9 protein-coding genes, 1 tRNA gene and 1 pseudogene are annotated in these 14,197 nt (G+C 69.4%); 3 read left to right on the top strand and 8 right to left on the bottom strand.

Features of this window, described 5'->3' with window-relative positions; translation table 11 throughout:
• Positions 1 to 2 precede the first annotated feature (2 nt).
• The 5 genes from PCC79_RS10255 to PCC79_RS10235 all read right to left on the bottom strand — a co-directional run bounded on the left by PCC79_RS10255 (position 3) and on the right by PCC79_RS10235 (position 6,301).
• Positions 3 to 1,097 (bottom strand): DNA cytosine methyltransferase, encoded by a 1,095-nt coding sequence (locus tag PCC79_RS10255; RefSeq protein WP_342371766.1) that lies wholly within the window; start codon positions 1,095 to 1,097, stop codon positions 3 to 5.
• Positions 1,094 to 1,324, bottom strand: coding sequence for a methylation-associated defense system helix-turn-helix domain-containing protein MAD1 (mads1, locus tag PCC79_RS10250; RefSeq protein ID WP_342371765.1), 231 nt, complete (start codon positions 1,322 to 1,324; stop codon positions 1,094 to 1,096). The genes PCC79_RS10255 and mads1 overlap by 4 nt, the downstream gene beginning before the upstream one ends.
• Positions 1,325 to 1,558: 234 nt before the next feature.
• Positions 1,559 to 4,999: a MobF family relaxase gene (mobF, locus tag PCC79_RS10245; RefSeq protein WP_342371764.1), complete on the bottom strand. Its 3,441-nt coding sequence runs from the start codon at positions 4,997 to 4,999 to the stop codon at positions 1,559 to 1,561.
• Positions 5,000 to 5,153: 154 nt separating this feature from the next.
• Positions 5,154 to 5,591, bottom strand: coding sequence for a protein-tyrosine phosphatase family protein (locus PCC79_RS10240; protein ID WP_342371763.1), 438 nt, complete (start codon positions 5,589 to 5,591; stop codon positions 5,154 to 5,156).
• Positions 5,592 to 5,599: 8 nt separating this feature from the next.
• Positions 5,600 to 6,301 carry a hypothetical protein gene (locus tag PCC79_RS10235; protein WP_342371762.1) on the bottom strand — a complete coding sequence of 234 codons (702 nt, stop codon included), beginning with the start codon at positions 6,299 to 6,301 and terminating at the stop codon, positions 5,600 to 5,602.
• Between the two features lie 399 nt (positions 6,302 to 6,700).
• Here PCC79_RS10235 and PCC79_RS17410 point away from each other — a divergent pair.
• Positions 6,701 to 7,744 (top strand): annotated as a pseudogene (locus PCC79_RS17410) (recombinase family protein); the annotation flags it as partial.
• A gap of 607 nt (positions 7,745 to 8,351) precedes the next feature.
• On the opposite strand, the gene PCC79_RS10225 reads toward PCC79_RS17410, so the two are convergent.
• Positions 8,352 to 8,424: transfer RNA gene (locus tag PCC79_RS10225), tRNA-Ala, on the bottom strand.
• 101 nt (positions 8,425 to 8,525) lie between these two features.
• Positions 8,526 to 9,068, bottom strand: a complete 543-nt coding sequence (locus PCC79_RS10220; protein ID WP_232547618.1) for a hypothetical protein — start codon at positions 9,066 to 9,068, stop codon at positions 8,526 to 8,528.
• Positions 9,069 to 9,185: 117 nt separating this feature from the next.
• On the opposite strand from PCC79_RS10220, the gene PCC79_RS10215 reads away from it, so the two are divergent.
• Both PCC79_RS10215 and leuS read left to right on the top strand, forming a co-directional pair.
• A complete protein-coding gene (locus PCC79_RS10215) occupies positions 9,186 to 10,265 on the top strand; it encodes a DUF4192 domain-containing protein (RefSeq protein ID WP_342371760.1) in 1,080 nt (359 codons plus the stop codon).
• 256 nt (positions 10,266 to 10,521) lie between these two features.
• Entirely contained in the window at positions 10,522 to 12,993 is a 2,472-nt protein-coding gene (gene leuS, locus PCC79_RS10210) for a leucine--tRNA ligase (RefSeq protein ID WP_232547620.1), read from the top strand.
• Between the two features lie 28 nt (positions 12,994 to 13,021).
• On the opposite strand, the gene PCC79_RS10205 is transcribed toward leuS, so the two are convergent.
• Positions 13,022 to 13,993: an endonuclease/exonuclease/phosphatase family protein gene (locus PCC79_RS10205; RefSeq protein WP_342371759.1), complete on the bottom strand. Its 972-nt coding sequence runs from the start codon at positions 13,991 to 13,993 to the stop codon at positions 13,022 to 13,024.
• Positions 13,994 to 14,197: the final 204 nt, after the last annotated feature.

Below are 14,197 nucleotides of genomic sequence, written 5' to 3'. Positions count from 1 at the left end.
CGTCACGCGAGCTGCCCTTCAGCACGAAGGCTGAGCAGCGTCTCGCGATGCTCCTTGACGTGTGCCTTGATGCTCTTCCCGATCAGTTCGCCTAGAGCGACTGGCACAGCGTTGCCGATGAGTCTGCCAATGGTCTTCATGTGGACTGGAGCGTCCGGCGCGACGAACTGATAGCTCGGTGGGAAGCTCTGAAGGATCGCACCTTCGCGTAGCGAGATCGCGCGGTCTTGGCTCGGATGACCGAAGCGCCCGTTGCCGAAGCCGTAGAACTGGGTCGTCATGGTCGGGGCAGCATCGTCCCACGTCATACGGCCATAGACGCCGGGGTAAGTCTTCCCGGACTCCTTCTTGTGGCACTCCGCAACCAACTCCTCGGGCCAGTCACGCCACGTACCTCCGGGTTTGGATGCCTTGACTCGGCGCAGGTTCAGTGAGGAGAGCCCCGAACACTGATGAAGCCGGTCCTTCGGGTCGGTTGTCCCTGCTGTGAGCGCCGGAACCTTGCCTTCCCCGATCGCGTCGCGAACACTTGTCGGCTTCGCTTTGAACTGCTCTGGGGTGAGGAGGCTGATGGGGCCGATGCGCGAGGCCAGCAGCACAAGGCGATTCCGGTGCTGGGGTACTCCGTAGTCCTGGCAGTTGACGACCTGCTTGGAAACCTTGTAGCCGCTCTCCTCAAGCGATGCAACGAACTCGTCGAAGACGGCGTGATCCAGTAAACCAGGCACGTTTTCCATCGTGACGAGTTCAGGGAGCATCTCCTTGGCGAGGCGTGAGAAGTGCCTCAGCAGCCACCAGCGGTCGTCTTCGGTTGACGCCTTCTGGTTGTACGAAGAGAAGGTCTGACACGGCGCGCAGCCGGCTAGAAGTCGGACGCTCCCGGGGAGGAAGAACGAAGTAAGGTCTCCGGGCTCAAGGTCGCCGACTGACTTCAGCAGAAACTTCGCCTTGTTGTTGGCCGTGTAGGGGTACTCGCACGCCGGATCGACATCCACGCCGACCCTGACGTTGACTCCGGCCTTGGCCAGACCGTGAGTCAGTCCACCCGCTCCGCTGAACAGGTCGACCGCGCTGATGCTGAGACGTTGTGAGGTCATCCGTCCCTGCTCTCGGTGTCTGTGTGGCTCTCGCGCGCCTCGTTGGCGGCAGCGCCGCCGGCCTCGACCCAGGCGTCCACCTGCTCGCGCTTGAACTTCCACTTGCGACCCATCTTGTGTGCCGGCATCTCGGAACGGTCGATCCAGCGGTACACAGTGTCGCTGCTGACGCCGAGGTGCTGACAAATCTCGTCGACAGAGAGCCAACGGTCCTGCAGCTCAGCCATACGTTGCCTTCCTGGATGAGTCCGCTGGGGCAGGCTCATGAGCAATATGTTGGGTCATCTCGGTATCAACGTGGTCACCTCAGGCTAGCAGGCCTATTGCCGATTTGGCCCGCATACAGCCGAGTTCGACCGCAACTGCCCGCTCAGCCAGTGCGGCGCCGTCGTCCTATCGGCGACTTAAGTCGTCTGCTGCCCTGGGGTTACCTTCTCAGCACTGGCTCGTCGTGGTGGGGTCTACTGTCGTGCGCGTGCGAGCGGGAGGGATCGTTGTCGTTGGCGCTCTCTCAACGCGCGTTCTGCGTCCTCGCGTGCGGCTTGCTCGGCCGCGCGGGTCTTATTGATCCGCGCGACTGCCTCAGTGGGCGTGAGCGCGCGTAGCGCCTCGACTTCGGCACGTGCCCGGTGCGTGGTGCGGGTCGCGTTCTCAGCATTTGTATGGGGCCGGGCCGCGACGTAAGCGGCTCTGTTGCTCATCACTGTCTTGATGCCGAAGATGCGGGCGTAGATGCGCAGGCGGGGCAGGTCGTCGGGCTGGAGTGTCTTGCGCACGGCGTTCGCGGCGGCCTCGTGCTGCTCGGTCGCTTCGATCACGCGCGGATCGGCCTCGATCCGGGGCCGGGTGACGCGCTCAATCCACGCAGCTTCGGTCTCGTTCCGCCGGGGCGGCTCGCCCCACGCTTTTGTCAACCGCTGCTCGGCGTCTTGGGCGAGGGCCTGGGCGGTGGTGTGCTCGGTCGTGGCGCGGCGCTTGCCGAACCTGCCGACCGTGCGCAGGCGGTCGCGGGCGACCCGCTGCTGTGTGTCGGCGTCCTGCCACTCGCCCAGCGCCGCCGATGCCTGCTCGGTGAGCGGGGCGGCGACCTCTGCACGCACCCGCTCGACCCGCTGAGCTGCGGCGTCGCGGGTCTGGCGTGCTTGGTCGAGTGCGTTGCGCTGCTGCGCGTGCAGCTCGGTGAGTGCGTCGGCGGCCTGCTGCCATAGTGCCGCCCGTTGTTCGGCGTGTTCGGCCTGCTGGGTGAGTGCGGCTATCTCGGTGGTGACGGTCTTCACGGGGCCGTCGTCGACCAGCCCGCGCACCGCCTCGGCTGCCTGCTGGGTGGCGTCGGTGAGTCCGCGGTCGGAGCGGTCGCGCGCTATCGCGTCGATGAACTGCTGCCGGGCCTCGGCGATGCTCTCGGCAATGACGTGCAGCACGTTCTGGTCGGTGCCACGGGTCATGCCGACGTAGACGGCCGCGCCGCTCATCGCGTCGGTGAGGATCGTGTGCGACGCCGGTGCGGTGATGCCCTGCACCCCATAGGCGGTCGAGGCGTAGGACAGGTGCGCGTGCTCGGTGACGTAGGCGGCGGGCAATTGCACGGTGTGCTCGCGCTTGCGGTCACCGCCTGCCTCGACCGCCCACAGTGCCCCGTCGGCGGCGACGTGTTGCACGACCCACAGTTGCCGGTTCGCCACGCCCAGGCTGGTGTCGTTCTTCCGCGTCTGGATCACATCGCCCTGCCCGATGGGGAGGCCGTCCGATCCGGTCGCGGTCGTCTCGTCGTCCACGCCCCCGGCGTGCACGCGCTCGTAACGGATACGCGTGTTCAGCCGTGCTGCCTCGTCGTTCGTGGCAACCGTTACCGCCTCCCTGTCGTTGCGATGCTCGGCGATGTGCTCGTGCAGGCGCTCGGCGTCGGCGTGCAGGCGGATCAAGCCGAGCGCGTGGAGCTGGTCGAAGATCGCGCCGGGGTCATCGCGGTCACGCAACCGCACCGTGAGGTCGGCATAGGCGGGGTCGGTGAACCTGTGTACCTCGTTCATGTCGATCGCGCGACCCCGAATCGTTGCTGCCATGTCCAGCACCCCGCCGCGTGCGACGGCGGGGAGCTGCGCCCGGTCGCCCACGAGGGCGAGCGTCGCCCCTGCTTCTGCGGCGACGGTTAACAGGGCGAGGGCGCTGTCCTGGTCGAGCATCCCGGCCTCGTCTACCACGATCCGCTCCCCAGCTTGGAGGCGTGCTGTTTCGGGTGGGCCGGTGTAGGTGCGGCCGGTGTCGGGGTCGAGGTCGCCGGGCGCGAGCCGTGTCCATACGCCGTCGGTGTTCCACCTGTAGCCGTGGGCGTGGACGAGCGCAGCCACCGAGTCGGCCGGGATGCCGAGGGCCTGGTGGGCGACGTCGGCGGCCTTCTTCGTCGGCGCAACCACCCGCACCGAGCGCCCTTCGCGCTCAGCGGCTTTGATGGCGGTGGCGAGCATGGTCGTCTTCCCGCTGCCTGCCGCGCCTTCCACGATCACGAGCGGATCGGTGGAGGCGACGGCTGCGGCAGCATCGGTTTGCCCGGCGTCGAGGCCGGCGGCCTGCGCCAACTCCCGCACGTCCGGCAGAGGCGGCTCGGTCACCGGTACGCGCGCGGCGAGGAGGCCGCGCAGTTCGGTCTCGGCCTGCATGACGCGCACGCTCGTCAGATGCGCCACATGCTCCGGGCGTGGTGCGCCGGGCGGGAGGATCGTGAAGCAGTCCTCCAACGCCAGCCGAATCGCAACCGTGATGAAGTCGCGTATCTCGGCAGGGGTCGCGTACACGCCGTGCTCGGTCATGATCCGGGTCGCGTGCTCGGTCACCGTGTGCGCCGTCCACGCGGACGCAGCAGCGGCGCAACGATCCAGCGCGCGGGAGGCAACCTCCTGCACGCTCAGGTCATCGAGTCCGAGCGACGCACGCGGCGCAGGCCGTTGCAGCGTTACGGTGTCGTATCCGGCCTCACGCAGCTCTGTCACCCATCCGGCTTCCTCGGCCAGCGTGGTGGGCTTCTTCGCGGGCCGTTCATGCGCCCATGCGTCGGCGCGCAGACGGGTCGCGACGACCGGCCCCATGCTCTCGCCGGGGTGCGCGGCATCCCAGTCGGCTTCGAGGCGTTCGAGGTTGCGGCGCACCTGCTCGCCGCGCTTCGACATGACCGCGTTGTACGGCTGCAACTCGACCACTTCGCCGGTCGCGGCATCGAGGGTCAGGCCATGCCGGTCGAGCACGTCCGCCAGGCCGGGGTGTGCGGCGATCACGGCCGTACCGAGGGCGCGGATCGCGCCTTGCTGCCGGAACAGGGCGGCGGTGTCCAGGCCGCGCCATTCCCCTGCCGCGAACACCCTTGTGCCGATCTGCATGTGGATGTGCCGGTGCGGATCACCCGCCCGGCTCGTCCGGTGCGTGATCCCGACGACATGCATCTGCTCGGTGGGCACGACCTCCTGCGCACCCAACGACCCCACGCGAGTCACGGAGTGCTGGGCGAGCCAGCGCCGAATCTCCGAGAGCGCGTCCTGCTGGGCCGCATCCAAGGCGTCGGAGACCTCCGGGTGCAAAGCTGCGGCGATCGACAACGACTTGGGCGTGTTGATGACCATTTCCGCGAACCGGGGCGAGCTCTGCCGATCCGACCCCGCCCGGCGGGGTTTACCCATCGACTCGCCCGTGAGCGGGTTCGTCCAGTCCACCCACCCCGCATAGGCCACCGGGTCAAGGCTCAACTCGGCGGTCACTGCGCCGTCGCTGTCGAGCGCCGCGAACTGCGCCACGGTCGCTTCCGCGCCCAGGTAGTAGTCGTCAGCACGGGAGCGGTCAGCCTCGACATAGCGCAGCGCATCGGCCCCGGTACCCCGGAACAAGATCACCCCGCCATGCATCCGACTCACCACCTAACTGATGTTTCTGCCACTACCGAAGTTAGCATACGTTCATTCACTGAGACAGGGGCGAGAACCAGGGAGAGGCTGCGAGCGGTTGGGAGCACCGGGGGTGCGGCGAGCGGGTGCGCTCGGGAGGGCGCGGCGAGGGGGGCGCGTGCTTGGGTCAAGAGAGGGAGGATGCGACGGTGGCGATCCAGGCGCGTTGGCGGCGAGTCTCGACGGCGCGGAGGTGGTAGTTCGCTCGTACCCACTCCACGGCGGCGTTGGCAGGAACGCCGCTCATCACGGCAAGCACCGCGAGAGCGGTTCCGGTTCTGCCGATCCCGCCCCCGCAGGCAATCTCGACTCGCTCGGACGCGGCCCGCGCGTGCGCTTCCCGTAGCGCGTCTACGGCGTCCTCGGCGAAAGCAGGCAGGCGGAAGTCGGGCCACCTGACCCAGCAGTAGGGCCAGTCGGCCACGCGAGGGTCGCGGCCCAAGAAGTAGACGGCGAACTCCGGGGCCGGTGCATTACCGCGAGGCCGACGCAAGCCTGTGCCACGGATCAGACGACCGTCTGGTAGACACACCACGCCCGCGTCGTCAACCGCCCAGCTCGTCATGCGAACCCTTACCCGGCGCGGCCTCGGCGTCCGGGTGGGAGCAGTCCTTTGCGGCGGGCGCGGGCGACCCAGCCCTGCGCGGTGGAGAGCGGCACGCGGCTGAGTTCGGCCATGCGTGCGGTCGGGTTGAGTTCGCCGTCGTCCACGAGGCGGGTGTGTTGCAGGGCGACGACCTCGTAGAAGTCGGGCGTGCGCTTCGGGTTTCCGAGCGGCTTCATCACGTCCGCCGAGCGGAGGATGCGGCCGGAGGGCATGGTCATGGTGCCGCCGGTGAAGCGGCTGGCCCCGGTGACGGCGAACTGGCGGCGGTTGATCGCCGCCTCGATCCGCGACGTGGGCAGGTTGCGCAGCATCGGGCTCGCCACAGGATCGCCCGCCCACTCGGGCAGGTAGACGATCCCGGTGATTCGCACCTCGCCCTTGGGTTCCTCATCGAGCAGATATTGGCGTTGCAGGCGCAGCAGCACGCGAGTGCTCGACTCGACGTGCTGGATCAGGAACCAGCGCCCAGTGTCGTTGTTGCTGTGGTGGCCGGAGTTCAGCTTCCGGTCCAGGCCCGGCGCGGGATCGACCCACTGCTCATACCGCAGCGCCGCGTCAATCCCGGCGCTGTCGTGCTCGGGGTCGATGGGCGAGGGGTCGGGCAGTTGCCAGCCCGCAGGCAAGTCCGCCGCCGCCAGCAGGGGCACGCTCTCCAACGCCTCGACCATGCCCCGAGCCTAGCAGAATCTCATGCAATGGCCGCTACGCCATGTCTGTGGTAACGTGGTACTGGCGTATCTGCCACAGCATGAGATAGAGATGAGTAGCCCACCCCGACCCACCGACGCCCAGCGACCGCGACGCGCGGCGCAGGGCACTGGTGCGCTCGGGCCAAGCACGGGCGGCAACGATCCGGGGCAGTTGCGGTTGCGCGTCGTGCGGCGGGCAGAGCCGGACATGCGGCGGCTGGTGGAGTGGGTGCTGAACATCACCCAGGCCCGCCACGACGCCCACCGCGCCGGGGAACCCGACCCCTACGACCTTCCCGTACCTGACGGACTAGGCCCGGTGTCAGACGAACGAGGCAGAGTAGAACCTGAACCATCGCCCCAACGAAGGAGCACCGCATGAGCACCGCCACCCTCGCCCCGGCAGGCAGCACCAACGACCGGATGGACGACAAGCCCGTGCTGCTGGCCGTCTCGTATCTGCGTGTCTCGACGCGGGAGCAGGCCGAGCGCGGCGGCACCGAGGAAGGGTTCTCGATCCCCGCGCAGCGCGAGGCCAACGCACGGAAGGCCGCTGAACTGGGCGCGCGGATCGTGCGCGAGTTCGTAGACGCTGGCGAGTCGGCGCGCTCGGCGGATCGTGACGGCCTGCAAGACATGCTCGCGTTCATCGCCGCAACAAGGGTGCAGTTCTGCCTCGTTCACAAGCTCGACCGGCTCGCCCGCAACCGGGCCGACGACGTGAAGATTCACGAAGCCCTCATCAGCGCCGGGGTCACCCTAGTGTCCGCCACCGAGTCCATCGACCAGACCCCTTCGGGGATGCTCGTTCACGGCATCATGTCGTCCATTGCGGAGTTCTACAGTAGGAACCTCGCCACCGAGGTCACCAAGGGCTTGTCGCAGAAGGTCGCCCAGGGCGGCACGCCGATGCGCGCGCCCATCGGCTATCTCAACGTGCGTCGCACCGACGACAACGGCCGCGAGGTCAGAACAGTGGAAGTCGATCCCGAACGCGCCCCGCTCATCACTTGGGCGTTCGAGCAGTACGCCGAGGGTGAGACCTCAGTGACCGGGCTACTGCGCGACCTGACCGCGCGCGGCTTGTTGACGGTGCCGACGCCGAAGCGCCCGTCGAAGCCGCTGGGGAAGAACACGCTCTACAAGTTGCTGAAGAACCCGTACTACGCGGGCGTGATCCGCTACAAGGGCGGCCTGTATCCCGGCGCGCATCAGCCCATCGTGGAACCGGCGCTGTTCGACACCGTGCAATCGCTCCTGCGGGCGCGGACGGCGAAGATGACCCGGCACGTCCAGCACGCCCACCACCTCAAAGGGCTGTTGCATTGCGGCACCTGTGGATCGAGGATGCTGCTCGACTTCGCCACCAACCCGCGCGGGGTCACCTACGCATACTTCGTCTGCTCCGGCCGGGCATCGAAACGGACAGCCTGCACCCGGCGGGCCGTGCCCGTCGCGGTCGCCGAACGCCTCGTGGCGGACTCCTATGCCTCCATCACGATCAACGACGCCACCTACCGCGACCTCGCCGCGAAGGTCGATGCCGCGTTCGACAAGCGCATGGCAGGCCGCGATCAAGAGATAGCCGACCTCATGACAAACCGAGCCCGCCTCGAATCCGAGAGCGACAAGCTGCTGGCCGCGCACTTCGCCGACGCCATCGACCTCCCGACCCTGAAACGGCACCAAGACCGCATCCGGGCGGGCCTGGCCGACGTGAACCGGAAACTTGCCGAGCACGACGAGCACCACACCGGCGGGCGCGCGTTCCTGCACGACAGCCTGCGGCTACTCACCGACGCCCGTCACGCCTACGCCCGATCAGGCGACGCCGACAGGCGGTTGGCGAACCAAGCCTTCTACACCCGCCTCGACATCACCGACGACGAGCAACTACGCCCCAGGCTCGCGGAACCGTTCGCCACCATCATCCGCGAAGCCCACGAACACGGGGATGGCGAAGGCAAGGGGGCGAGACACGAACACGACGAACCTACGCATGTCGCGTGTTCCCGTAAGAACACTTGGGTGGAGCTAAGGGGATTCGAACCCCTGACCTCTTCCATGCCATGGAAGCGCGCTACCAACTGCGCCATAGCCCCAATGTTCCGGTGCGGAACGAAGAAGAACGTTACCCCAACCCGGGGTGCAGTGCGAAATCGCGGCGCACGGTTCGTCGTGGTGCCGCGGATCGTCGCGGCGGTCAGCCGGGGACGGGGAGCGCGGAGATCTGCTGCCCGCCGCTGGTGGTGAGGATCAACGTGGCATCACCGCGCGGCAGCAGGATGCGGATGTTGCCCTCCACGGAGCCGCCGGCGGCCAGGCTCCCCGAGCCGATCTCGGGGTCAGGAGCGCCGGCGGCCGGCTCGTACACGTCGGTGCCCGCATTGCTGAAGGCCACGAACCCGTAGCTGATCGAGCCTGCATCGCAGGTCACACGCACCCGGATGTCGACCGCATTCCCGGTCCAGGTGTGACCCAGGACCTCCCAGCGGCCCTGGTCGTCCGGCGAGGCGGGCATGGTGAACGGCATGCCGGGCAGGTTGCTGGACGCCTGCGCCGTGGGCGAGGCGGTGGGTGCGGCCTCCGGCGGGGCGGGGCGCCACAGCAGCGCGGCCAGCACCACGCCGACGGCGACGGCCCCCACGAGCAACAGCCACAGCGTGGCCCCGCTGCGTCGCGGCGGGGCGTAGGCGTTGATGTCAACCGGACGCCGCGCGTTCGGGTCTCGCCATTGCTGCGTCATGGCGTCACGGTACCCGAGGGCACCGCCGCACCAGTGGCGACGGCCATCCCTGTGGACAACTGCGTCAAGGGTGTGGACGGTGACGGATCGGTGCGGGCGCGTCCGAATGTGACAGCTGTGACCACGACACCCGAACTGCTCTCCTTGCACTCCGTGGGCGACCTCGTCGAGATCGTCCCCAGCCTCCTCGGCTTCCAACCCGTCGAATCCCTCGTCCTGGTCGTGCTGGAGCGCGACCGCGTGGAGGTGACGGTCCGTTTCGACCTGGCCGCTGCCGACCAGGCTCCCCGGTGGCAACTCGTGCCGGTGTTCGCCCGGTTCCCCACGGCGACCTACGTGGTGGTCGCCTACACCCCCGAGGCCCGGGCCGGCTGGGAGGCGCTGCTCACGATGGACGCGGCCTTCCCCGAGCTGCCGCGGACGCTCGTCCTCGCCGACGGGGAGCGTTGTTACCTGTTCCCCGGGGATGAGGGGGAGCCGTACGACGCCGTCGCGGGTCGCGCGGCGGTGCAGGGGGCCCTCGCGGGCATGGCCGTGCTCGGCTCGCGCGAGGAACTCCACGCGCAGCTGGACCCCACTTGGAGCGAGGAGGCCCTCGCGGCAGCCCTGGACGCGGTGGGCGCGGCGATCGCGAACGGTGTCGACATGGTCGCCCGGGGACGCGAACTGCTGGGCCGCTTCGACACCGAGGGCGGTTCGCCGACGCTGGAGGAGGCGGTGGTGCTGACGATGGCCAGCCACGCACCGGGATTCCTCGACGAGGCCATCCTCTCCACGACGCGCGCCAACGCCGCAGCCCGGCGCGACCTGTGGGCGGCCGTCGTGCGGGGCTCGGCTCCCCGCTGCGACGGCTTCGCCCTGGCGGCGCTCGGGATCGCCGCGTGGGTGACGGGCCAGGGTGCCCTCCAGGTCGTGTGTCTGGAGCGCATGACCAACATCCGCGCAGACCCGCTGTGGATGGGGGTGCTGGACCAGGCGAACGCCGAAGCCTGGCCACCCTCGGAATGGCCGGCGGTGCGTCAGCGGGTGCGCTCGGCCGTGGCGCGCGCCCCCGAGGCCCGCCAGGGCTGGCAGCGCGTCGATCTGCTCGCCCAGGTCGTGGGAGACGGCACCGGTGCGGTGCCGATGGCCACGGTCACGCGGCTTGCCACGCCGCGGGCGGGCCGGCGGCGTCCCCGGGCCGCGGGGCGACGGTGAGGAGGGGGCCGCAGGGGTGAGGGGCCGGGCGCGGGCGTCCGGACCGCACCTGATCGACGGGGGACGGGTGGCGAGGCTGCCGGGCCCGCGTGGGCTATGCTGACCCGCATGGATCACGCAGTGAGCCGCTCGCGACTTCTCGGCTAGCCGCGCACACCCGCAGGTGTCGCGGCGCCCCTGACCTGCCTCGGCAGCCGGGGGTTTTTTCATGTCCGGCCGGCCACGCACCGAACCCACCGCTAGGAGAGCACGCACCATGGAGTCCGCCCGCAGCTATGACGCTGCTGCCGCGCAGGAGCGCTGGCAGAAGTTCTGGGAGTCCGACCGCACGTTCGTCGCACGCGACGACGGGTCCGCCGAGCGGAAGTACGTGCTCGACATGTTCCCCTACCCGTCGGGCGACCTCCACATGGGGCACGCCGAGGCGTTCGTCATGGGCGACATCGCGGCGCGCTATTGGCTGCTGCGCGGCTATGACGTCATGCACCCGATCGGCTGGGACAGCTTCGGGCTGCCCGCCGAGAACGCCGCCATCGCACGCAACGCGCACCCGGCGGAGTGGACCTACGCGAACATCGAGACCCAGGCGGCGTCCTTCAAGCGGTACGGCCTGAGCTTCGACTGGACGCGGCGGCTGCACACGTCCGACCCGGAGTACTACCGGTGGACGCAGTGGCTGTTCACCCAGTTCCACCAGCGCGGGCTGGCGTACCGCAAGGCGTCCTACGTCAACTGGTGCCCGGCCGACCAGACGGTGCTGGCCAACGAGCAGGTCGTCGCCGGCGCCTGCGAGCGCTGCGGCGCGGCCGTGACCAAGCGTCAGCTGACGCAGTGGTACTTCAAGATCACCGATTATGCCCAGCGGTTGCTGGACGACATGGCGCCGCTGGAGGGCCACTGGCCCGACCGGGTGCTCGCCATGCAGCGCAACTGGATCGGCCGCTCCGAGGGCGCCTACGTCGACTTCGCCGTCGAGGGACGCGACGAGCCGCTGACCGTCTTCACCACGCGACCGGACACGCTGTACGGCGCGACCTTCTTCGTCGTCGCCCCGGACGCCCCCCTGGCCGCCGAGCTGGTGACCGAGGAGTACCGGGCCGATTTCGAGGCGTACCTGGAGCAGACGAAGGCCGCCACCGAGATCGAGCGGCAGTCGACCGACCGGCCCAAGTCGGGCGTCTTCACCGGCGCCTACGCGGTGAACCCGGTGAACGGCACCAAGCTGCCCATCTGGGCTGCGGACTACGTGCTGGCCGACTACGGCACCGGCGCCATCATGGCCGTGCCGGCCCACGACCAGCGCGACCTCGACTTCGCCCGCGCGTTCGGCTTGGACGTGCGCCAGGTGATCGACACCGGCGAGGACGATCCGGCCGCATCCGGCATCGCGACCGCCGGTGACGGCCGCTACGTGAACTCCGAGCTGCTGGACGGGCTGACGGACAAGGCGTCCGGCGTCGCCGCCATGAACGCCAAGCTGGAGGCCGACGGCACGGGCCGGGCCGCGGTGACGTTCCGTCTGCGCGACTGGTTGCTGAGCCGCCAGCGGTTCTGGGGCTGCCCGATCCCGATCATCCACTGCCCGGCCTGCGGTGAGGTGCCGGTGCCGGAGGCCGACCTGCCGGTGCGGTTGCCGGATCTGCGCGGTGCGGATCTGGCGCCCAAGGGAACCAGCCCGCTGGCGTCCGAGGCGGCGCGCGCGTGGCGCGAGGTCGCCTGCCCCACGTGTGGCGGGCCGGCCGAGCGGGACACCGACACGATGGACACCTTCGTCGACTCGTCGTGGTACTACTTCCGCTACTGCTCGCCGAACGACGACGCCGCGGCCTTCGACGTGGCTGCCACGCGGCGCTGGGCGCCGGTCGACCAGTACGTCGGCGGGGTCGAGCACGCCATCTTGCACCTGCTGTACAGCCGGTTCTTCACGAAGGTGCTGTTCGACGCCGGCCTGATCGAGTTCACCGAGCCGTTCACGCGGCTGATGAACCAGGGCCAGGTGATCAACGGCGGCAAGGCCATGAGCAAGTCGCTGGGCAACGGCGTCGATCTCGGCCAGCAGATCGACATCCACGGCGTCGACACCATCCGCACCGCGATCGTCTTCGCCGGCCCGCCGGAGGACGACATCGACTGGGCGGCCATGTCGCCCAGCTCGACCGGCAAGTTCCTGCAGCGCGCGTACCGGTTGGCGGCCGACGTCGCGTCCGAACCGGGGGTGGACGCCGCGTCCGGCGACGCCGCGGTGCGCCGGCAGACGCACCGCTCGATCGCGGAGATCACCGAGGCGGTGGAGTCGCAGCGCTACAACGTGGTCGTGGCCCGCATCATGGAGCTGGTCAACGCCACCCGCAAGGCCATCGACACCGGCTGCGGCCCGGCCGACCCGGCGGTGCGCGAGGCGGCCGAGTTCGTGGCGCAGGCGCTCAGCCTGGTCGCGCCCTACCTGGCCGAGGAGATGTGGGAGCTGCTGGGCCAGGAGCCCTCCGTGGCCCGGTCGACCTGGCCGGACGCCGACCCCGCGCTGCTGGTGCAGGAGTCGGTCACGATGGTCGTCCAGGTGCAGGGCAAGGTGCGGGCGAAGCTCGATGTCGCCCCGGACATCTCGGACGCCGACGCCGAGGCGGCCGCGCTGGCGGACGCCGGCGTCCAGCGGGCGCTGGACGGACGCTCGGTGGCCAAGGTCATCGTCCGGGCGCCGAAGATGGTGAGCATCGTCCCGGGTGCGTGAGATCGTTGCGGTCGGGTGGTTCGCAGGGTCACCCGGCCGGGCGGACGGTCACGTCCACGATGATGCCCCGGTGATCCGAGCCCGGCACCGCGAAGGTCTCGAAGTGGCTTGCCGCCACCTGGTCGTTGACCAACGCGTGGTCGATGGCGATGAGCGCCGGGAGGCGGCGGGATCCGGAGAACGTCGGCTGCCACCCCGCCCCGGCCTGCTGGGCGGCGTTGACGAGGCCCGGTGCGGTGATCTCGCGATAGGTCGCGCCTTCCCGGGTGGTGTTCATGTCGCCGATGACGAGCAGGGGTTCGTCGATGTGGGTGGCCACGTCGTCGGTGAGCTGCGTCGCCTCCCGGCGCCACTTCGCCACGCCTTGCATCATGTTGGAGGGGTGAGCGGCGATCAAGGTGACCGGTTCGCCGTCCGCGGTGGTGGTGCCGAGCACGAGGTGGTTCGCCGTCCAGGCCGAGCGGCCGATCAGCTCCAGGGGCTCTCGGGCGGCCACAAGGGTGTTGATGGGCGTGGCTCCGCGGGGGGTGGGCAACCCGCCCCGGTGGGGGTAGCCGTCCAGCAGCGCGGCCATGGCCGGGGTCTCGATGAATTCCTCGCCCACCTCGAGCAGCACGATGACGTCCGGGTCGCTCGCGGACAGCTGGGCGGCCGTGGCGTCCGGGTCGGCCTGGCCGAAGTAGGTGTTGAAGGACGCGACCCGCAGCGGCGAGCCCTCCGCTGCCGGTGCCGGCCCCGGCAGGTAGCCCCACGCCCACACCAGCTGCAGCAGCGCCAGGAGCGCGGCAGGGATCGCCCAGAGCCTGGCGCGTCCCCGCGCCGCGGCCAGCACCAACGCGATGACCAGCAGCCACACCAGCACGCCGTAGGGCGTGAAGGCGGCGAGCATGGCCAACCCCCGGTGCAGGTACTGCGCGGTGGGAAACATCTGCAGCACGACGAACGCGGCGCCCACCACGGCGGACGCCACAGCGATCACCAGGGCCAGTCGACGCAGCACCCGGCCAGTGTGCCAGCGCCGTCACGGTGCGCCGAATTGTGGGCGACGGTTGCCGGGTCTCGCCCCCCAGTGGGACGTCGGGGGACCCGCCCTGTGGAGACCGGACGTGAACTGTCCACAGGTTCGAGACCCGGTGACCGATCCGGGGTGGCGCGGCCGAATGTGAGGGTGTGACCCCTCGACCCCCGCAACACCGGCCGGTTC

The sequence above is a fragment of the Propioniciclava soli genome (assembly GCF_038502305.1).
GTDB classification, from domain to species: domain Bacteria; phylum Actinomycetota; class Actinomycetes; order Propionibacteriales; family Propionibacteriaceae; genus Propioniciclava; species Propioniciclava soli.
The sequence above is the reverse complement of the archived record's forward strand: the minus strand, read 5'-3'. Positions and strand labels throughout refer to the sequence as shown.